Raw genomic sequence first — 18,355 nt, 5'->3', positions numbered from 1 at the left:
AAGCCCTTGCTTTGCTGGGGTTAGTGCCTCTTTTGGTGCCGGTATTGGTGCCAGAATGAGGTCTGCGGATGGCTGGGCAGGTGAAGAATTTGAAGATCAAGGGCGGGCGATTCTATGCCCGCGTTTCGGTCCCGGCGCATCTTCGCCCCATCCTCGGCAAATCGGAACTGGTCACGGCGCTAGGCGGTGAACGTCGCGCTGCCATGAAGGCGCTGCCCGCTGCCGTTGCGACCCTACAGCGCCAGATCGCGGCGGCAGAGGCAAAGGCGGCGGGCGACCGGCTGAACGACCTGCGCACACCCATCACCACGGCAGATTATGGCAGCGCGGTCTGGAAACGGTATCAGGCAATGCTGGCCGAGGACGAAGTGAAACGGGATCGCCTGCCGAGCGTGGATGCTATCGAGGCAGAACAAGACAGGCTGATGCAGAGGGCGCAGGCAGGTCAGATCGCGCTTGCTGACCCTCTGGCGGTGCTGGACGCCTCGCTTGACCTGCTGGTGATGAAGGATGCCCAGGCATTCGACCAGAGCGCCCGGCAGGCCAAGCTGGACGCCCTACGCGCCGACCTGACCGAGAATCGGACGCATCTGGTTGAGCATGAGATAGACGCTTACCTTGATCGCCATAGCCTGACCGCGCCCGAGGGATCGGCGGAACGCGCCACCTTGGCAAAGCGCTTGATGCGCGCCGAGATAGAAGCGCTACAGCGCACCCTAGAGCGCGACCGTGGCGACTATGGCGGGAAGCCTGTCGATCCGGTTGTAAAGACACCAGCGACCGCGCCAGAGGCGCTAGAGCCTGTTCCGATCAAGAAGCTATTCAAGGACTACATCGCCAGCCGGCAGGCTCTTGGAAAGCACAAGGACGGCGCGAAGGCATGGGAAACCGCTATCCTGCACCTGATCAAGTTTCTTGGGTATTCCGACGCCCGGCGGATCACCAAGCGGAACCTGCTGGACTGGCGCGACAAGCTAATTGCCGAGAAGAAATCGACCAAGACCATTGCCGACAAGTATCTCGCCAGCGTCCGCGCCATGCTGCGATGGGCGCATGAGAACGACCGCCTGCCGACCAACGAGGCCGAGGCGGTCAAGCAGGAGGTCGCGAAGAAGCGGCGCACCCGCGAGGCAGGTTATACCGATGCAGAGGCTATCGCGGTCCTGAAAGCATCGACCAGCTATCAGCCGAAACAGACAGACAACCCGGCCCATCGTGAAAGCGCCCATATCACCGCTGCCAAGCGATGGGTGCCGATCCTCTGCGCCTTCACGGGTGCCCGCGTCGCTGAAATGACGCAGCTACGGAAAGAGGACGTGCGGAAGGAAGGCGACCGTTGGATTATCCGCATCACGCCCGAGGCCGGCAGCGTCAAGACGGGCGTTTACCGCGATGTGCCCCTGCACCGGCAGGTGATCGCCTTGGGCTTCATGGACTTTATGGAGGCAGCCCAGCCCGGCCCGCTGTTTCATGCAGGCAAGACCCCTGCCCGCTATCTGGCATCCGCGCGCGCAACGGCCGGGCGCGTGTCGCAATGGTTGCAAGAGCTTCACCTTGTCCCGGCAGGCGTCCAGCCTTCCCATGCGTGGCGGCATCGCTTCAAAACGCAAGCCCGCGACCTTGGGGCGGATAGCCGGGTGGTGGACGGCATCCAAGGCCATGCCAGCCGCACCGCAGCCGATGACTATGGCGACGTTTCCCTGATCGCCAAGGCCCGCGTGATCGACGCATTACCGGACTATAACTTGAAATGAGATAATGGTGCACTTGCAATAACTAAAAGTTATGATACGTTATAACGTATCAAGTTTGCGAGTGTCACGTTGCCGAGTATTACCAAGCGCCTTGCCCGGTTGTTCGGGCAAGGCGTCACCGAACAAAAAGCCTTCACCCTGACCAGCCCCGAGGCGCGCGGCCTGTTTGCGGATATGCCTGTCCGGTCTGGCGTTACCGTCACCAGCGCAACCGCCCTGCGCGTTCCTGCCGTTGCTGCTGCCGTCGGGCTTATTGCGGAAGCCTGCGGAAATCTGCCGTTCAAGCTGCATGACCGCGACACCCGCGAGGCGCAGAAGGATCATGCCGCCTATGAACTGATCCACGGCGAGGCGAACCCTTGGACCAGCGCCGAGGAACTGCGCGAACACCTGACCCGCGATGCGCTGCTGTCTGGTGCAGGTTTTGCGCAGGTGGTGCGCAACGGCATGGGTCAGCCCCTCGAACTGCACCGGATCGACCCCGGCGCGGTATCGGTCGAAACCGACAATTACGGCGAGCCCTCTTACCGCATCCGCCTGAAAGGCGGCGGCGATACCGTGCTGCCCTATACCGAGGTGCTGCATATCAGCACCTTGGATGGCGTTAGCCCGATCACCCATGCCAAGGAAGCCATTGGCCTTGCGTTGGCAGCGGAACAGCACCTTGCGAACTGGTATAGCCGTTCCGGGCGTCCGAGCGGTTATCTGGCGACCACCGAAAAGCTAAGCGGTAACAATGCCACCGCTGAACTTGAAAACATGATCAAGCGGTGGAACGAAGTTAATACCGGTGAAAACGCTGGCCGCACCGCGATTCTGGATCGGGGTTTTCAATACTACCCGCTTGCCACCAGCAACACGGATGCCGAGTTCTACACGAACCGGATTGAGCAAATCCGCGAGATTGCCCGTGCCTTCCGCATCCCGCCGACCATGCTTTTTGAACTGTCGCGCGGAACTTGGTCCAATACGGAACAGATGGGCCAGCAATTCCTAACCCTAACCCTTCGCCCGTGGCTGAAACGCTGGGCTTCCGCCTATGCCCGCGTCCTGCTGTCCCCCGAGGATCGCAAGGCTATGTATATCGAGGCCGAGACCAAAGACCTGCTGGCGGTGGACTTCGCGGCGCAGGCCACCGCGTATTCGCAATACGTCGCCATGCGCGCCATGACCCCGAACGAGGTCCGAGCCGGCCTGAACCTGCCGCCGATGGAAGGCGGCGACGAACTGGCAAACCCCTTCACCACCTCGGGCGGAACGACCACGCCCGCACCCAAAGAGGAAAATTTCAACGCATGATCACCGCAACCGCTTTCTTTGGCGACAAGGAACGCCCTTTCACCCTGTCCGACGACATGGTGACGGAACTGGAAGCCAAGACCGAAACCGGCATTGGCGTCCTGTATCAGCGTCTCTTGGGCCAAGCGTTCAAGCTGGCCGATCTGGCCGAGGTGATCCGCCTTGGCCTGATCGGCGGCGGCACCCGCCCCGAGGAAGCCGACCGGCTGGTCAGCACCTATGCCCGCAATCGCCCGGTTGCCGAGGTGCTGCCGCTCGCCACCGCGATCCTAGCCGCCCGCTGGCTGGGTGCTGATGAGGTGCAAGCCGATGGCTGATCGGATCGAGGTAAAGGCCCAGCTTACCGCCACCGAGGCCGGCGAGATTACCGGGATCGCGTGGCCGTTTGGCACCCCGGATCGCGTTGGCGATGTGATCGAGAAAGGCGCATTCGACCAGCCCGAGGCCCTGCCCATGCTGTTCGCCCATGACCAAGGGCAGGTTATCGGCGTTTGGGATTCCATCACCGAGACCCCCGAGGGCTTGAACGTCAAGGGCCGCTTGCTGGTCGATGACGTGGAACGCGCCCGCGAGGTCCGCGCCATGATCCGGGCCGGCGCTGTCTCTGGCCTGTCCATCGGTTTCGTTACCAAAAACGCCACCCGTCACGCCAAGGGCCGCACCATCAAGGCTCTGGCCCTGCACGAAATTTCAGTTGTCGCGGTCCCGTGCCACCCGGACGCGCGCATTCAGTCTGTCAAAGGTGGCACCCCGCATCCCGTTAATGAGGAAATTGTTATGGAAAACGAAGAACAGGCCCAAGAGGTCAAAGCGCAAACCCCGGCCAACGATGCCGCCCAGATCGACACCAAGGCGCTGAACGCGGTGCTGTCGCGCCTCGACAAGCTGGAAGCCAAGGCGAACCGCCCCGGTGCGCCGGCCATCGTCCAGGGCGAGACTGCCGAGAAAAAGGCGTTCGCCAGCTACCTGCGCGGCGGCGAGGCCCGCATGGAAGCAACCGAGGTGAAGGCGCTGGCCGTCGCCAATAACGCCAATGGCGGCTATTTGGTCCCGCCCGAGTTCGGTTCGGAAATCCTGAAGCTGCTGACCGAAATGTCGCCGCTGCGCCAATATGCCAGCGTCCAGACCGTCACCGGCTCGGAAATCACTTTCCCGACCCTGCTGTCGGGCGTGAATGCGTTCTGGACCGAGGAAGGCGACGACATGACCGCCAGCGAACCGACCTTTGGTCAGGTCAAGATCGCGAACCATGAGCTTTCCAGCTTCTATGTCGCCAGCAACAAGGTGCTGGAAGATAATGCCTATGATCTGGAATCCGTGATGAATCGCGAACTGGCCGAGGGCTTCGCCAAGGTGGAAGGGCTGGCCTTTGTCAAAGGCACCGGCACCGGCCAGCCGCGCGGCCTGATGACCGCCACCGGCATTGCCGAGGTCAAGACCGGCGTGGCCGCGAACTTCCCGGCCAGCAATCCTATGGATGTGCTGATTACCATGCAGCACGCCATTCCGTCCTTCCACGCCCGCAGCGCGGTCTGGCTGATGAACCGCAACACGCTGGCGACCATCCGCAAGTTCAAGGATGCGCAGGGACAGTATCTTGTCACCGATCCGAAAGATGGCGGCGTTTTGCGCCTGCTGGGCAATCCCATTGTGGAAATGCCCGACATGGACAACGTGGCGGCTGGCACCGCACCTATCATGTTCGGCGATATGTCTGGTTATCGCATCTTTGACCGGGTGGACCTGTCGATTCTGCGCGATCCCTACACGCTGGGCACGAAAGGCCAGGTCCGGTTTATCGCCCGCAAGCGCGTGGGTGCTGACCTGACCCATGCCGACCGCTTTGTGAAGCTGCGCGTGGCGGCATAACCCCGTGGCCTTGCAGCCCGCATATGAAACAACCCTGCGCCACGGCAACCATGCCGTGACGCTGCGGGCGTCCCTGCGGGCTGCTGTCGCCCTGGACAACCTTCCGGGCGGCATTCCCGGCGCATGGGATTCCGTCATGCGCCAGACCTATACCGGAATCCGTGCGGTGTTGCTCGCCACCGCCACGGATCGGGCCGCAGCCGGTTTCCTGTTGACGGCTGCGGCCCAAGAGCCGCTTGCGCCCTTCCTCGGTCATGCGCAAGCGGCTTGCCTTGATCTGCTGCGGAACCTGCTGCCCGAACCCGAGGAAGCACCCGCCACCAGCACCACCGCCAAGCCGATCCCCCTGCGCGAGTATCTGACCGAGCTTTTCAAGTTCGGGACTACGATTCTCGAATGGTCCCCGTCAGAGGTCTGGCAGGCTTCACCGGCAGAGATTGAGGCGATCCTACACGCCCGTCTCGAACGGCTGGAAGCCATGGAAACTGCTAGCAATACCGACCACCAGCCCAAGCACCAGATGAGCCAAGACCAGCGCCAAGCTAACATAGAGGCCGGCCTTGATCCTGATTTTGACCGCCGCGGGCTGCGCGCCCTGAAAGCCCGCCACGGTGCCTAAGCCGCCAAGGTTGTGTAGTTGCGGTGCTATCGTGCCCCATGGCGTTCTCTGCGCCTGCCAGCAAGCCCGTCAGCTTGAACGCAAGCGCCGATACGACCGCACCCGCCCGAACAGCCGTCAGCGCGGTTATACAAGGGAATGGGAGAAGGCACGGGCCGAGTTCCTGCGCCTTCATCCCTGCTGCGCCATGTGCGGTGCCGATGCGACCCTTGTGGACCACATCAAGCCCCACAGGGGCGATCAGGCGCTGTTCTGGAACTGGAACAACTGGCAGGCGCTATGCACGTCCTGCCACAGCCGAGTGAAGCAGAGGCAGGAAATTCCCTGCAAGTTATAGTTTTTCAGCCTCTAACGCGTAGGCATAAGGATTTCTGCCATTTTTTGAGGCGTCTGATTCGGGAATCACTGATTTAATTATCGTGGCGCCTAGTCCAGCAAGAAATGCTTTGTCAACAGGGGTGTCCAGCGCCACTAGGAGTCCCGCAGGAACGATGCCATCTAGCACAAAGGCGGAAGTTAACCTTTTGAACGTTCGTGAAGTCCACTTCTCGTCAAAAACGCGGCGCATCTCATCAATGGCACCATTCAGATCAGAAAATGCCAGCGCGACGGCTGTATGGTTATCATAATTATTGGCATACCTTGCAGAAATGCCACTTATTTCCGAGTGCAACCTTGCTAGGTTGTCGCGGCGCTGATGTTTGAACTCCAATATCTCTTCATAGGGGACATCCCTGCTTGGGACAGGTAGTGAATTCTTAAGTTCAACTTCAAGTGAGACTGCATGATTTCGAGATGGCGGCAGGAAGCGTTTTGCGTATTCAGCAAGATCATCACCCCATTCCGGGTCAAGGTGCATTACCGACCAAATTTCTCCTTGCCGCGAGCGTAGGGCGCCTAATGAATTTCGATAGGAATTGTATACACTTACAATATAGTCTTGGCATTGGTTTTCATCCACATAAAGATTTTTCGTTTCAGCAGCGCCCAATACGACAAGACTATTTACCACTGAATCGTAGTCTGGAGCATGACCCTGCAACGACAAAGGTGTATAGAGCTTATCCCAATAAAGAAGCGTGCAAGGAAGGGCTTCCATAAACCAATATTCACTAGGGGTTGTCAAACCAAAGCTGTCTGGCGTTCTGTAGAAACTTACGGGAGAAATCATTAAGCCACGCTGAATTGCCATTTCATCCTCCAAAGGGGGGTGCCTACTTGCTTTACTGAAGGATGTTTATGGCGGCAAATGTTGTCAAGAGACGAACACTGCCGGGGGTAGCTCAGAACTTTCGTCCTATCCTGGGAACCGGCGGGGGGAGGCACGCGCAAGACAGGCCGAATATAACTTTTCGTTATGATTGTGATGTGATAACGTAACCTCTAGTTATGAGAGTTGCGAGTGTCCAATGCCCCTGCCTTCCGCCCTTGTGAGGGCGCACCTGAACTTCCTGCCGGATGAAACCGCCGATGATGCGATCTTGACCCACTACGGCAACGTGGCCGAGGCGTGGGTTGCATCCTATACCGGCCTGCCTTTCGACGCCGACAATCCGCTGATGCTGCAAGCCGCCTTGATGCTGATCGCGCATCAGTATGAGGCCCGCGAGGCCGTCACCTTTGCCTCTGCGTATCAGCTTCCTTTCGGCGTCACCGATCTGCTGTCCGGTATCAAGCGGCAGGTTGTCGGCTATGTGCCCGAGGTGGAGGCCAGCACCAATGGCTAAGCTGGTGACGGGTTCCGAGGAACTGGCGCGGAAGCTGGCGGCGATCAAGGATCACGTTGCCGCCGAACTGCGCGCCGAACTGGTGAAGGCCGGCCATGTCGTCGCGGATGATGCGCGCGCCCTTGCTGAATCCAGCCGGCGCACGGGCGACCTGATCGAGAGCATTCATGTCACCGGCCCCGGCGAGGCCACCCCGCCCCATTCCACCGATGGCGGGCAGCGCACGGCAGGCCCGTTCGAGGTGCTGGTGACGGCGGGCGATACCGATGCCCGCCATGCGCATCTTGTCGAGGGCGGCACCGCGCCCCGGATGCACAAGGACGGCACCACCACTGGCACCATGCCTGCTGCGCCGTTCTTCAATCCGGCATGGCGGCTGAACCGCCGCCGCCTCGAACAGCGCATTAACCGCGCCATGCGCAAAGCCTTCCGCGAGGCCAGCCAATGACGCCCGACATGGAACTGCAACGCGCGGTCAAGCTGGCGCTGGTCGCAACGCCCGGCGTGGCCGAGCACGTCACGCCCGAGCGCATCCGGGCCGGGATCGCCCGGCCCGAGGACGCGCCGGTTATCATCATGGCCCCTGCGCAGGTGGATATTCTCGGCTGGGCATCGGGCGGCTATGTCGTGTCCGAGGTGTCCATGAAGCTGCACGTCTGGACTGATGCCGGGCGGTCGGACATTGCGCACCAGATCACCAGCGCGGCCATGCTGGCGCTGATGGACGCACCCCGCGCCGAGGGCTGCACGATAGAGCAATGGGAACGCCCGGCCATGGCATGGGTGCCCGATCCTGATCCGGCATATTCCTTCGCCCATGCGGTGATCGGCCTGCGGGCGGTCCTGTATTGGAGGGCCGGCTAATGCGCGCCGGGAAACTACAGCACCGCATTCAGATCGAGCGCGCGCATGTGCTGGTGGATGATTATGGCATCGGGCGGGAAAGCTGGCTGCCGATCCTGACCACGCGGGCCGAACTGAAAGAGGCCAGCACCACCGAGTTTCTGACCGGCACCGGCGAGATGGACAATCGCAAGGCGGTGTTCCTGATCCGCTATCCGCTGGTGCAGATCACCACCGCCGACCGGCTGGTGATGGACGGCAAGGCTTACAATATCGTCGGGCTGGCCGAGATCGGGCGCAGGAAGGGCTTGGAAATCCGGGTGATCGCGGCATGAGCAAGCACCTGCGCGGCGTGAAACCTGCCCTTGGCCGTGATGCCGAGGCCCTGACCAAAGCCCCGCCTGCACCGGCCTATCTGTCTGCCCATGCCAAGGCCGAATGGCGGCGCGTCCTGCCGCTGCTGGTCGCGCGTGGCGTGATCACCAAGGCCGACCTTACCGGCGTGGAAGCCTATTGCGTCGCCGCTGGTGCCGCCCGGCAGATCGGTGAGGCGATGACGCTGGCCGGTGGCCTGCCCGATCTGCGGATGGGTGGCCTGCAAATCCGCTACATGCAGACCGCCCGCCAGTTTGCCGCCGAATATGGCCTGACCCCGACCAGCCGCGCCCGGATGGGTGCTGGCGCTGATGCCGACGACGACACCAGCCCGAACCCCTTGGCGATCTGATGGCGAAGAAATCCAGCTTCCCCGCATGGGTCTATGATAACAGCCCGATTCCCGACCCTCTCGGGCATGGTGAGCGGGCCGTTCAATTCCTGCGGGCGTTGCGCCATATCAAAAGCACCGCACCGGGCCGCGCCTTCACCCTCTACCCGTGGCAGGAGCGCATTATCCGGGCGATCTATGGGCCGCGCGATGCCGATGGCGACCGCATCGTCACGCGGGTTTTCTTCTACATTCCGCGCGGCAACCGCAAGACCACGCTATCGGCGGCTCTGGCGTTGTTGCACTTGGTCGGCCCCGAAAAGGTGCCGGGCGGGGAAATCGTCTTTGCTGCCGGTGACAAGCGGCAGGCGTCCATCGCCTTCAAGGAAGCGCGCGAGATGGTCAGTCTTGATCGGCGGCTGGTGCGCGCGACCAAGGTTATCAACCAGCGCAATGCTGCGCGTGAGATTGAAAGCCTGATCCGGGGCTATGAGTCCAAGCTGGAAGTGGTTTCCTCGGATGGTTCGCGCCAGAACGGCACAACGCCAAGTTTCGTCCTGGCGGATGAGATCCACGCTTGGCAGGAAGCTGCGGGCGCGGAAATGTGGGAGGTGCTGGAATCCGGTATCTCGAAAGGCCGCAATGGCCTGATGGTCACGGCGACCACCGCCGGGCGCGGTGCCACCGGCTTTGCCGCCGATCAGTATGCCTATGCGCGCGCGGTGGCGACCGGGGAAATCTCGGACCCGTCCTTGCTGCCGATCATGTTCGAGATGCAGGAAGGAGACGACTGGACCGATGAAAAGGTCTGGCATCGCTGCAACCCCGGCCTTGCCGATGGCTTCCAAGACCTGAAAGACCTGCGCAACAAGGCGCGGCGGGCGCAGAACCTGCCCGCTGCCGGTTATGCGTTCCAGCAATACCACCTGAACAAATGGCAGGGGAACAGCCGCGATCCGCTCTTTGATCTGGCGGTATACGACCAGCGCAAGCTGGACGACGACGAGGCCGACCTTGAACAGCTTCCGGCCTATATCGGCGTGGATATGTCGCAGACCGGCGACCTGTCATCCGTTTCCATCGCCTTCCGGCATGATGATGGGCAGATCACCTTGCGCAACCGCTGCTTTGTGCCTGCCGCCGATCTGAAGGCCAAGGGCGAGAAGGACCGCGCGCCTTATCAGGAATGGGCAGATGCTGGCCTGATCGAGGTTTGTCCGCGCGGTATCGTGGACGAGAAGCAGGTGGAGGACTATATCCGCGAGCTTTGCGCAACCTATGACGTGCAGGAAATCGCGGCGGACCCAAAACACGCGGATAGGATCGCCCAAAATCTATTTGATGACGGCTTTCCGTATTTTAGCTTTATCCAGAGAGATATTCTCATGTCACCGGCAATCGGTGCCTTGGTTAAAGCGATCAATGGTGAGTTGATAAGACACAACGGCGACCCGGTATTACGTAGTCACTTTGATAACGTGGCTGTGTCAGTCGCGCCGCAAAGTGGTATTGTCAAGATGCACAAGCAACGCAGCAATGGCCGCATTGACGCTGCTGTAGCCTCTGCGATGGCGATCCAGCGCGCGACCGCTGCCCAAGAACAAGGCGGGCTTTACAGCCGCGACGATATTCTCGGCCTGCTGGTCGCATAACGAGTAAGGATTGAACCATGGCACTTGATGAAACCGGCCTGCTGGTCAAGCTAGAGGCGAATGTCGCCAAATGGGAGAAGGACTTTAACCGGGCCATTGTCCAGCAACAGCGCGCATCGCAGCGCATGGAGCAAATCGCCCGGCAGAACGCCAGAAAGATCGCCTCGGAATATGAGGGCATCGGCGGCAGGATCGGCAAAGCCTTCAACGGCATTCCGGCATCGCTGAAAGGCATCGGCGGCGCTTTCCTTGGTGGCGTGGCCGGTGGTATCGCTCTGGGCGGGCTGGATCAAATTGCCACCAGCGTTTCGCGGATCACCAAGGAAACCGCGAACCTGAAAAACGAGGCCAGCCGCGCGGGCGTTTCCACGACCGTCTTTCAGGAATGGAAATACCTGGCCGACCAGAACCGGATCAGCGTGGACGCCCTGACCGATGGTTTCAAGGAAATGCACCTGCGGGCGGGCGAGTTTTTCCTTAATGGCACGGGTGCGGGTGCCGAGGCGTTCAAGAAGCTGGGCTATTCTGCCGAGGAACTGGAAGCCAAGCTGAAAGACCCCTCGGCCCTTATGACCGAGATCCTCGGCAAGCTGAAAAACTTCGACCAAGCCGGGCGGTCCTTCCTGCTGGAAGAAATCTTTGGCGGTGCCGGTGGCGAACAGCTTGGCATCCTGATCGGTCAAGGCGAGGCCGCATTGAACGAAACCATTCAGCGCGCCCATGACGTGGGTGCGGTGCTGGATTCGGAAATGATCGACAAGGCCGCCGAGATCGACCGCAGATTCGGGGAACTGACCGCGCGCGTCGAATCTTTCGGCAAGCGCGCGGTGATCGCCATTGCCGATGCTGCGGTGGAACTGACCGACTTCCGCGACCGGCTGGACGGCATCTTTAACAACGAGGCCGAGGGCCGGGCCATCCTCGGCAATGAGCTTTATGACGAGCTTGCCAAGAACCGGGACGCGGTGGACGTGCAAGCCGATAGCCTGCGCCAGCTTGACGGGGCGTATCAGCGCTTGGCCGAGGAAGCCGCCACGGCAGGCAACGCCATGCGCGGGGCCATCGGGCAATTGGATAGCTGGGGCTATGATGCCGCCGCCGACCAGTTGCGCAACGCCTCGGCAGAGATGATGGAACTTGCCCGGCAGTTTCGCGAGGGCGAGATTACCGGCGAGGACTTCGCCGCCAAGCTGGGCGAAATCCAGAAGGAAGCCGATGCGGCTTTCGCCAGCTTGGCGGACGTGGACCGGGCGCGGTTCAGCAATGTAACGTCGCAGCTTGGACGCCTTGGCGGCGTTATTGCCAGCGTCACGGCGCAGGCATCGGCGCTGGTGGGTGAACTGGCGAGGGCTGCGCAGATCGACCCCGGCACGAAACGCCTTGAGGCCATGCGCCAGCAACATGCAGCGCAACAGTCCAGCATGGACAGCCTGAACGCCATGCGCGAGGCGAACGAGCGTTTCAACGCCTCGGAAGCCGCCCGCAACGCCCTGACCAGCGAGGGCGTGAAGCTGGAACGCGAGAAAGAGGCCGTGCGGAAACGTGCCGCCGAGGCAGGCGCGACCCTGACCGATGCGCAGATCGCGGAAGCCGCCCAAGCCGTCCTAGATGCCGATGCCGCCCGTGCTGCTGCCGATCGGGCCGGGCGTTCCTCGGGTGGCGGCAAGTCTGGCGGCGGTGCTGGTGGTGTCGAGAAGCTGGACGAATTTGCCCGCGAGGCGCAGGCGATCAAGGATCGCACCCTTGCCCTGCAAACCGAGGCATCGGTGCTGGCAACGCTGGCGGTTTCCAACGAACGCCTTGGCGATGCCACGGAATACGCAGCCGCAAAGGCCCGCCTGCTGGTTGCCGCCCAAGAGGCAGGCAAGCAGATCACGCCCGAGCTAGAGGCGCAGATTGACCAGCTTGCGCGCGGCTATGTCAACGCGGGCCAGAAGGCCGAGCAAGCCGCGCAACAGGTGCAGGACGCTGACAGCAAGACCGAGAAGGGCGCAAACGCCCTGGCTGATCTTTTCAGCGCCGGCATGAAGGGAAGCGAGGCGTTCGGGAACGCCCTGCGCAACCTTGCCGCCGAACTGCTGCAAAGTCGGGTTTTGAAGCTGCTGCTTTCGTTCGGGCAGTCCGGTGCGCCCGGATCGGGGATCATCGGTGCCATTGGTGGCGCGCTTGGTGGTGCTGGTTTCAGCGAGGGCGGTTTCACTGGCGCTGGCGGGAAGCATGAACCGGCGGGCGTGGTCCATCGCGGCGAGTTTGTTTTCAGCGCCGAAAGCGTGAAGCGCATCGGTGCCAGCAATCTGGATGCCATGCACCAGGCCGCTAAATCGGGCGCTGCGGGCTATAGTCGCGGCGGGCTGGTGGGTGGCAGCCGGAAACTTAACCGGGCCGCTGGTGAGTCTCTGCGCGGCTCTGCGGTGGTGCAGAACATCAGCCTTGCGCCGGTGGTGAACGTCAATGCGACCGGCGGCACCCCAGAGGCCAATGCCGATCTGGCTCGGCAGGTGTCGGAACAGACCGAACGCGCCATGCGTGGCCTGATCCAAGATGAACTGGTCAGGAGCATGCGCCCCGGCGGAATGTTGCGACGGTGATGCATCTTCGCTTCACCCCATTGCAACCGCGCAACAATCTGCTATCTTCGCTGACAAGTCATCTCGTGAACGAGTGCTAGGCGAGCGTCTTGTCGCAGACCCTACCCCGCGAGGCTCTGACACTCGGATAGGCCAGTCATGCCTAACCTTGTTCGCCCCTAGCCTTGGCACAGAACCCGCAGAAAGCCGAAAACGAGACGGTGCGCGGAGACGGATTAGCTAGGAATCCGCAGGTTAGATCGCCCTTGATCGCACCCCGGCAGAGAATGCCGGACGCACAAGGGAGGTTGCTTCCCGGCATCGCCAGATAGCACCGAAAAGATAGCGGCTCTGTCCCCGTGTGTGACAACCGCTAGATGTGGGTTTGGTTGTAGTTGAGCCGCCCACGTCGCGCAGCCCGAGGGCTGCAACCGCATAGCCGAAAGGCTGAATGCGCCGAATATCGCCGGGACAACGGATGCCGCCCGGTCGCCTTGACAAGCAGGTTCGGTTCAACACTTCGACGGAAAGAACTTCGATTGCATTCCCCCTGATGGATAGAGATCACCAGAGGTTTATCCTCTGGTTGTTAATGGTCTTTATCCATCAGGGGGAATAATCATCTCCGGAAAGGGGAGCATCAAAGATTACTACGTTACCTCGTTAAGTGTGTTCCGGTTAAATGATTCACTGACTGAACAACCCGAGCGGGCGTAGCCCGCGCAGGGATGTGGCAAGCGAGCGATAGCGAGCGCGGCAGGGAGCCGCCGCAGGCGGCGAGTGCGGGAAATAATCCAGCGAAAAATCCTCATTCCACTTGCGACATATTCCGGTTGTCGCTATATAAGTAGGTATGTGAAAAGGCATCCAACCACTTCACACGGAAGCCCGCAAGCAACTCGTCACTGCTTGCGGGCTTCTATTTTCCCATGAGACAGGTTCCGAAACCCAGGGTATAAATACGACAAGGACTATTGTCCGGTATTTACACCATGCGGAAGTAGGGAATGGAAATCAGAATTGATATTGGCGCTTTGCCGTTGCGGGATGCTCGACGGGAGTTTGAACGGCAGTATCTAGGGATACAGCTAAGCCGCTTTAACGGCAACGTCAGCAAAACAGCCCGGTTTGCGGGTATGGAGCGTTCCGCTTTCCATAGAAAAATCAAAGATTTATCGGCGAAAAAGCCTGTCACCACACCAGCCCCATATGGGGCTGATGAGATCGCCGCAATACTCATTGCCGCAATGGATTCGGCCGATGAATGCCTAGATAGGCATCTGCCTATCTAGGCAAATAGTGAGTCAGTATATGCGACTCAATATTCTTCGAAATTGCGCCTTCGGACTCTTGCAGGCCGGAATCGGTCATGCCAGATTCTTACCCGTTCCGGGCAATCCCAAAGGCACCACACCATAAACGCCCGGAACAACCCCCGGCCCTTTGCTCACATTTTGGGCCGGGGATCACCTCGACCAGAAAGCCAAGAGAATGAGAAACGAACATCCTGTTTATATCCCGGATAGCCTTTGGGAAGGCATGCGCGCTGGTGCCGCCGCATCTTTCCTGCACCCGCTGGAGCGGAACGAACCTTGCCTTGTTTCGCTGGCCGAGGTGAAGGCGGATGAATGGCTTATGTTTGAATTGAACATCTGGCCGGAAAGCATCCAGAGCGATGAACCCCCGCCCGGCTATTTTGACATGGACGAATCTGCTTTCGAGGATGCCGCCTGATGATGCGATCCGTTTACCTGCACGGCGCGCTTGGCAAGGAGTTTGGCCGCAAGCATCTGTTCGACGTGGACAGCATCACGGATGTTGTCTGCGCCCTACGGGCGAACTTCCCCCGCTTCGCCAACGCGATCCGCGACGGCTTCTATCGCGTGATCCTCGGCAAGAACATCAGCAACGGCGTTGCGCTTGGCGAAACCGAACTTGGCTTCAACCTCGGTCGGAATGACGTTCATATCGTTCCGGCCACCCAGGGGCGCAAGCGTGGCGGGCTTGGCAAGATCATCGCCGGCATCGCACTCATTGGTCTTTCCATGGTGCCCGGCCTGAATGTCGCCGTGTGGAGCGGAGCCGCTGGTGCCGTCGGTGGCGCTACTTGGGGCGGGCTTGCCGGCACCCTCGGCACGTCCATGTTGCTGACCGGCGTTGCCAGTATGTTGGCACCCGAGATTGAGGCAGGCGACAATTCGCAATCCTTCACAATGACTGGCCCGGTCTCGAACACCCGCGAGGGCGGCATCGTGCCCATCGCCTATGGCGAGGTGATCGTCGGCGGTTCCATGATCTCGGGCGGTATCAACATCGCATCCGAGATGGATAATTCAGGCGGCAGTCAGGGCTTGTTCCGGCATGCCATCGACCTTGTTGGCGGTTCCGCAGGCCGCGAAGCAACGCCCGGTGGCTCCACGCCGCCCGAACCTGCTTAAACAGAGATAGGGCTGGCGCACCCGGTGGCTGCCAACAGGCCACCAAAGGCGCTGGGATCACTCGGCTAGTGCCCGGCATACTCCGAAAACCCCGAGACGGCGCGGCTGGCTTCTCACTGGCGCGGCGCCGAAAACAGGATCACGCTTCCGTGAAGATCGCGCATCATTTGCCGCTTGCATTACTATCTACAAAGTAATAGTAATGGCGCAGAAGGGAGATCGCGCATGAGTAACGCGAATGCAGAAGCGCAACGACGCTGGCGGCAACGTCAGAAGGAGAAGAAGCAACAGGAGCTCAAGATGCCGGAAGCCGCCGGGCCGGGCATCTTTCAGACACCGTTTCACCAGTTCTTTGAAGAATGGTGGTTCGGGTCCGACTACGACATTGCGCTGGGGCTGGCCGGGATAGAGACGCCAGTTTTTAAGGACGATGCCGGACCCCAAGCCTATAAGCGTGGTGATCTACCAGAGGGGGAGGACTTCCACGAACATGCGCAGAACTCGCTAGGCCGGGCCGAGGTGATCGCCGGTTGTCTCATCACCGCAGCCCAAGACCTTGCCAGTTGGATCAACGAATACAAGAAAGATGAGATTAAACAGCGCCTTAAAGAGCTAGAGGAACGCGACCTAAGCGACCCCGAGGCCAAGAAGGCGGCGCTGCAAGAGGCTACGCGCCTTAACAAGATGCTGGACCAGCTACAGAAGCAGGTTCGCATAACCTTCCCGCAATGGAAGGTGACGGGCTGAACAAGCCTGATGAGAACGACAGGGGCGGCGCAATCCGCAGTTTCCTAGGCCGTGGTGCCGCCCCTGTCGAAAGACTTCAACCCCGATGAATGGAGTTTTCATCATGTCGAACAGCAATATCACGACCACCACCGAGGCGGCAAGCGTCACGGGCCGCGATGGTTACATCGTCGCAAAGGCGCTTGTGTATGCAATCGCGCATATTCAGTCGCTGCCCGAGGAGCGACAGGAATACGGCGACATGCTGGATATGTGCGATCTTGTGTATAAAAGCGGGCTGCCGCAGTCTTTGATTGACATGATTGTGCATGATGTTGAGCGTCATGTTCGGCAAGAGGTTAATCTTTACCCGTTGGAAGGCATGGACAAGGAGCGGTCAGCTATGCGCGCCCGAATCGACGCCATGAAGGCTGCGCTTGCGGAAGCCATTCGCCGCTTCAACGAAGGCGAAGAGGAGGCCGCATAATGGCAAGCGTCACCCTGCGCATGAGCCGCAAGCAGTTTAACGGTATGCTGCATAGTCTTAGCTTTGATCCTATGAAAGATGATAGCTGGAAGGTCGCGGATATTGACTTTTCTCTGGATGAGAAAGGTGAAGAACTTGCGCGCGGCTTTGATCGGATTGAGGTTTTTAGCTATTTTCCGGGAGGCCCTATCGTCGCGCTTCACGACTTTGAAACGGATTCGGTTGTGGTGATTTGTCCCAAGCCCGGACCGGGCATCTATCGGACCGACGCCAGCATTGTAGCCGAGATGCGCGGGGAGGCCGCATAATGGCAACCCTGACCGAAAAGGAGCTTTTTCAGAGATTCCTTGATGCACCTATGCGCTTCAACCTTACCACGTCAACGCTGGTGCATGATGATGGTGAGTTGATCACCCCGCGCGACTGGTTCGTGATGTGCTTTCCCGAGGCTGGCGTTATCGACCCTCATGCCTTCGCAGATACCATTCTGGAGGAAGTTGAACTACGTGAAGCGTCAGAGCGGGCCATGGATGATATGGCGGAGGCTCTGGAAGATGCCGCCCGTATGCTGCGACGGCTAAGCTTTGACTTTCGCGGGGTGAAGGATGTCGTCACCTTGGCATGTGATGAGAATGACGGTTCTACGCGCTACGTCCTGCCGGTGGTGACCGAGAACGACGAAAAAGCCGCCTGATCCACCACGACAACCGAGGCCCCGGCGCACCCGCGACCGGGGCTTTCTCATGGCGTGACGTAACGTCAATTCGGTGCCAGAATCGGTGCCAGAATCGGTGCCGGAGACCCATGTAAGTAATTGATTTTAGGCTGATAAATGAAAATTCAATCCTCTCTCGCAGCACCATTCACCCTCCATCATTTTCTCAGCAGTTTGCGGTAGCGGTGCACATCGCATCCGTTTCGCGTCGCGCAGAATGAAGCGCGAATGTGCACGGATGTCTAGCAAGAAAATGGTAGGGCTTGCTGCTGCTCCACTCCCGATTCTCCGTGTTGGCGCTCATCACCCCACCCACAGAAGAATGATAGCATGAGCCGTTCAGAAGGATTATCGGCTATCGCATGGCTGCTCTTGGCCGCCTATGACAAGCTGGTGGATCGTGGGACGGTGATCTGTGTCGGCGCAGCTCTCTGAACATTTGTTCGCGCCGCCCCGCAGCGCATCTCAGCGGTTGCGGGTATCGACCGGATAGGCGGTGCTGAACCGGATACGCTCCATCGAAAAATGCGAGGTGACGTTCTTGATCGGCACGGCATCCGTCAGCCGCTTGTAGAACAGGTCAAAGGCGACCATGTCCGGCACCGCCACGCGCAGCATGTAATCCATCCGTCCGGCCATACGGTACACCTCCATGATCTCGGGCAGGTCCGCGACGGCGCGGGTGAATTCCTCGCGCCATTCCAGCGAATGGTTCGGCGCCTCGATCTCGACAAAGACGAGGATGCCGAAGCCCAGCTTGACGGGATCGGCCAGTGCCACCCGCCCGGTCAGCACACCCTGCGCCTCCAGCTTCTGTATCCGCTTCCAGCAGGGCGTCTGCGACAGCCCCACCTTCTCGGCGATCTGCGAGATGGGCAAGGTCGCATCCTGCATGAGCTCTGCCACGATCTTGCGGTCTATCAGGTCCAGATCCTGCATTTCTCTGCCTTCTT

Annotated in this window: 22 protein-coding genes; 20 read left to right on the top strand and 2 right to left on the bottom strand. The window is 60.2% G+C overall.

The annotated features are described in order from the left end of the window. Positions 1-68: 68 nt before the first annotated feature. The 6 genes from AQY21_RS10260 (at position 69) to AQY21_RS29710 (ending at position 5,878) form a co-directional block, all read left to right on the top strand. Complete coding sequence (locus AQY21_RS10260; protein ID WP_058097572.1) at positions 69-1,754, top strand: DUF6538 domain-containing protein; 1,686 nt, start codon at positions 69-71, stop codon at positions 1,752-1,754. A gap of 69 nt (positions 1,755-1,823) precedes the next feature. Continuing rightward, complete coding sequence (locus tag AQY21_RS10255; protein ID WP_238986739.1) at positions 1,824-3,053, top strand: phage portal protein; 1,230 nt, start codon at positions 1,824-1,826, stop codon at positions 3,051-3,053. Further along, complete coding sequence (locus AQY21_RS10250) at positions 3,050-3,370, top strand: gene transfer agent family protein (protein ID WP_058097570.1); 321 nt, start codon at positions 3,050-3,052, stop codon at positions 3,368-3,370. Before AQY21_RS10255 ends, AQY21_RS10250 begins: the two co-directional genes overlap by 4 nt. Continuing rightward, positions 3,348-4,922 (top strand): phage major capsid protein, encoded by a 1,575-nt coding sequence (locus tag AQY21_RS10245; protein WP_369807755.1) that lies wholly within the window; start codon positions 3,348-3,350, stop codon positions 4,920-4,922. Before AQY21_RS10250 ends, AQY21_RS10245 begins: the two co-directional genes overlap by 23 nt. 4 nt (positions 4,923-4,926) lie before the next feature. Next, complete coding sequence (locus AQY21_RS10240; protein ID WP_152988186.1) at positions 4,927-5,541, top strand: phage tail assembly chaperone; 615 nt, start codon at positions 4,927-4,929, stop codon at positions 5,539-5,541. 187 nt (positions 5,542-5,728) lie between these two features. Further along, positions 5,729-5,878, top strand: coding sequence for an HNH endonuclease signature motif containing protein (locus AQY21_RS29710; protein ID WP_238986740.1), 150 nt, complete (start codon positions 5,729-5,731; stop codon positions 5,876-5,878). On the opposite strand, the gene AQY21_RS28605 is transcribed toward AQY21_RS29710, so the two are convergent. Then, the gene (locus tag AQY21_RS28605) at positions 5,873-6,733 is read right to left on the bottom strand and encodes a DUF6236 family protein (RefSeq protein ID WP_152988185.1); all 861 of its coding nucleotides are present in this window, start codon (positions 6,731-6,733) and stop codon (positions 5,873-5,875) included. The genes AQY21_RS29710 and AQY21_RS28605 overlap by 6 nt on opposite strands. Before the next feature lie 217 nt (positions 6,734-6,950). Here AQY21_RS28605 and AQY21_RS10235 point away from each other — a divergent pair, with 217 nt between their 5' ends. The 14 genes from AQY21_RS10235 to AQY21_RS10175 all read left to right on the top strand — a co-directional run bounded on the left by AQY21_RS10235 (position 6,951) and on the right by AQY21_RS10175 (position 17,381). Further along, on the top strand, positions 6,951-7,268 hold the full coding sequence (locus AQY21_RS10235; protein ID WP_082658070.1) for a head-tail connector protein: 318 nt from the start codon (positions 6,951-6,953) through the stop codon (positions 7,266-7,268). Continuing rightward, positions 7,261-7,716, top strand: coding sequence for an HK97-gp10 family putative phage morphogenesis protein (locus AQY21_RS10230; RefSeq protein WP_058097567.1), 456 nt, complete (start codon positions 7,261-7,263; stop codon positions 7,714-7,716). The genes AQY21_RS10235 and AQY21_RS10230 overlap by 8 nt, the downstream gene beginning before the upstream one ends. 8 nt (positions 7,717-7,724) lie before the next feature. Continuing rightward, entirely contained in the window at positions 7,725-8,132 is a 408-nt protein-coding gene (locus AQY21_RS10225) for a DUF3168 domain-containing protein (protein WP_058097566.1), read from the top strand. Beyond that, complete coding sequence (locus tag AQY21_RS10220; RefSeq protein WP_058097565.1) at positions 8,132-8,446, top strand: head-tail adaptor protein; 315 nt, start codon at positions 8,132-8,134, stop codon at positions 8,444-8,446. The genes AQY21_RS10225 and AQY21_RS10220 overlap by 1 nt, the downstream gene beginning before the upstream one ends. Continuing rightward, positions 8,443-8,838 carry a P27 family phage terminase small subunit gene (locus AQY21_RS10215; RefSeq protein ID WP_058097564.1) on the top strand — a complete coding sequence of 132 codons (396 nt, stop codon included), beginning with the start codon at positions 8,443-8,445 and terminating at the stop codon, positions 8,836-8,838. Before AQY21_RS10220 ends, AQY21_RS10215 begins: the two co-directional genes overlap by 4 nt. Then, the gene (locus AQY21_RS10210; protein ID WP_058097563.1) at positions 8,838-10,469 is read left to right on the top strand and encodes a terminase large subunit; all 1,632 of its coding nucleotides are present in this window, start codon (positions 8,838-8,840) and stop codon (positions 10,467-10,469) included. The genes AQY21_RS10215 and AQY21_RS10210 overlap by 1 nt, the downstream gene beginning before the upstream one ends. A 17-nt stretch (positions 10,470-10,486) precedes the next feature. Continuing rightward, the gene (locus tag AQY21_RS10205) at positions 10,487-13,057 is read left to right on the top strand and encodes a hypothetical protein (protein WP_058097562.1); all 2,571 of its coding nucleotides are present in this window, start codon (positions 10,487-10,489) and stop codon (positions 13,055-13,057) included. Positions 13,058-14,043: 986 nt separating this feature from the next. After that, positions 14,044-14,328, top strand: a complete 285-nt coding sequence (locus tag AQY21_RS27770) for a helix-turn-helix domain-containing protein (RefSeq protein ID WP_082658069.1) — start codon at positions 14,044-14,046, stop codon at positions 14,326-14,328. A 199-nt stretch (positions 14,329-14,527) separates the two neighbouring features. Then, positions 14,528-14,770 (top strand): hypothetical protein, encoded by a 243-nt coding sequence (locus AQY21_RS10200; RefSeq protein ID WP_058097561.1) that lies wholly within the window; start codon positions 14,528-14,530, stop codon positions 14,768-14,770. Beyond that, positions 14,770-15,474: a tail assembly protein gene (locus AQY21_RS10195; RefSeq protein WP_058097560.1), complete on the top strand. Its 705-nt coding sequence runs from the start codon at positions 14,770-14,772 to the stop codon at positions 15,472-15,474. Before AQY21_RS10200 ends, AQY21_RS10195 begins: the two co-directional genes overlap by 1 nt. Positions 15,475-15,699: 225 nt before the next feature. Further along, positions 15,700-16,221, top strand: coding sequence for a hypothetical protein (locus tag AQY21_RS10190; RefSeq protein ID WP_152988184.1), 522 nt, complete (start codon positions 15,700-15,702; stop codon positions 16,219-16,221). A gap of 103 nt (positions 16,222-16,324) precedes the next feature. Beyond that, positions 16,325-16,687 carry a hypothetical protein gene (locus tag AQY21_RS10185; protein ID WP_058097558.1) on the top strand — a complete coding sequence of 121 codons (363 nt, stop codon included), beginning with the start codon at positions 16,325-16,327 and terminating at the stop codon, positions 16,685-16,687. Beyond that, positions 16,687-16,995: a hypothetical protein gene (locus AQY21_RS10180; RefSeq protein WP_058097557.1), complete on the top strand. Its 309-nt coding sequence runs from the start codon at positions 16,687-16,689 to the stop codon at positions 16,993-16,995. Before AQY21_RS10185 ends, AQY21_RS10180 begins: the two co-directional genes overlap by 1 nt. Beyond that, positions 16,995-17,381 (top strand): hypothetical protein, encoded by a 387-nt coding sequence (locus tag AQY21_RS10175; protein WP_058097556.1) that lies wholly within the window; start codon positions 16,995-16,997, stop codon positions 17,379-17,381. The genes AQY21_RS10180 and AQY21_RS10175 overlap by 1 nt, the downstream gene beginning before the upstream one ends. A 486-nt stretch (positions 17,382-17,867) precedes the next feature. On the opposite strand, the gene AQY21_RS10170 is transcribed toward AQY21_RS10175, so the two are convergent. Further along, positions 17,868-18,341 (bottom strand): Lrp/AsnC family transcriptional regulator, encoded by a 474-nt coding sequence (locus AQY21_RS10170; protein WP_058097555.1) that lies wholly within the window; start codon positions 18,339-18,341, stop codon positions 17,868-17,870. Between the last annotated feature and the right edge of the window lie 14 nt (positions 18,342-18,355).

Origin of the sequence: Paracoccus sp. MKU1 (assembly GCF_001447385.1) — a bacterium.
GTDB lineage: Bacteria > Pseudomonadota > Alphaproteobacteria > Rhodobacterales > Rhodobacteraceae > Paracoccus.
Note: the sequence above shows the minus strand (reverse complement) of the source record. Positions and strands in the feature narration are given on the sequence as shown.

What these genes read in the sequence shown, in the direction of transcription:
- AQY21_RS10260 (WP_058097572.1), top strand. Translation starts at nt 69, where the DNA reads ATGGCTGGGCAGGTGAAGAATTTGAAGATCAAGGGCGGGCGATTCTAT.
- AQY21_RS10250 (WP_058097570.1), top strand. Translation starts at nt 3,050, where the DNA reads ATGATCACCGCAACCGCTTTCTTTGGCGACAAGGAACGCCCTTTCACC.
- AQY21_RS10245 (WP_369807755.1), top strand. Translation starts at nt 3,348, where the DNA reads ATGAGGTGCAAGCCGATGGCTGATCGGATCGAGGTAAAGGCCCAGCTT.
- AQY21_RS29710 (WP_238986740.1), top strand. Translation starts at nt 5,729, where the DNA reads ATGTGCGGTGCCGATGCGACCCTTGTGGACCACATCAAGCCCCACAGG.
- AQY21_RS28605 (WP_152988185.1), bottom strand. Translation starts at nt 6,733, where the DNA reads ATGGCAATTCAGCGTGGCTTAATGATTTCTCCCGTAAGTTTCTACAGA.
- AQY21_RS10235 (WP_082658070.1), top strand. Translation starts at nt 6,951, where the DNA reads ATGCCCCTGCCTTCCGCCCTTGTGAGGGCGCACCTGAACTTCCTGCCG.
- AQY21_RS10230 (WP_058097567.1), top strand. Translation starts at nt 7,261, where the DNA reads ATGGCTAAGCTGGTGACGGGTTCCGAGGAACTGGCGCGGAAGCTGGCG.
- AQY21_RS10225 (WP_058097566.1), top strand. Translation starts at nt 7,725, where the DNA reads ATGGAACTGCAACGCGCGGTCAAGCTGGCGCTGGTCGCAACGCCCGGC.
- AQY21_RS10220 (WP_058097565.1), top strand. Translation starts at nt 8,132, where the DNA reads ATGCGCGCCGGGAAACTACAGCACCGCATTCAGATCGAGCGCGCGCAT.
- AQY21_RS10215 (WP_058097564.1), top strand. Translation starts at nt 8,443, where the DNA reads ATGAGCAAGCACCTGCGCGGCGTGAAACCTGCCCTTGGCCGTGATGCC.
- AQY21_RS10210 (WP_058097563.1), top strand. Translation starts at nt 8,838, where the DNA reads ATGGCGAAGAAATCCAGCTTCCCCGCATGGGTCTATGATAACAGCCCG.
- AQY21_RS10205 (WP_058097562.1), top strand. Translation starts at nt 10,487, where the DNA reads ATGGCACTTGATGAAACCGGCCTGCTGGTCAAGCTAGAGGCGAATGTC.
- AQY21_RS27770 (WP_082658069.1), top strand. Translation starts at nt 14,044, where the DNA reads ATGGAAATCAGAATTGATATTGGCGCTTTGCCGTTGCGGGATGCTCGA.
- AQY21_RS10200 (WP_058097561.1), top strand. Translation starts at nt 14,528, where the DNA reads ATGAGAAACGAACATCCTGTTTATATCCCGGATAGCCTTTGGGAAGGC.
- AQY21_RS10195 (WP_058097560.1), top strand. Translation starts at nt 14,770, where the DNA reads ATGATGCGATCCGTTTACCTGCACGGCGCGCTTGGCAAGGAGTTTGGC.
- AQY21_RS10190 (WP_152988184.1), top strand. Translation starts at nt 15,700, where the DNA reads ATGAGTAACGCGAATGCAGAAGCGCAACGACGCTGGCGGCAACGTCAG.
- AQY21_RS10185 (WP_058097558.1), top strand. Translation starts at nt 16,325, where the DNA reads ATGTCGAACAGCAATATCACGACCACCACCGAGGCGGCAAGCGTCACG.
- AQY21_RS10180 (WP_058097557.1), top strand. Translation starts at nt 16,687, where the DNA reads ATGGCAAGCGTCACCCTGCGCATGAGCCGCAAGCAGTTTAACGGTATG.
- AQY21_RS10175 (WP_058097556.1), top strand. Translation starts at nt 16,995, where the DNA reads ATGGCAACCCTGACCGAAAAGGAGCTTTTTCAGAGATTCCTTGATGCA.
- AQY21_RS10170 (WP_058097555.1), bottom strand. Translation starts at nt 18,341, where the DNA reads ATGCAGGATCTGGACCTGATAGACCGCAAGATCGTGGCAGAGCTCATG.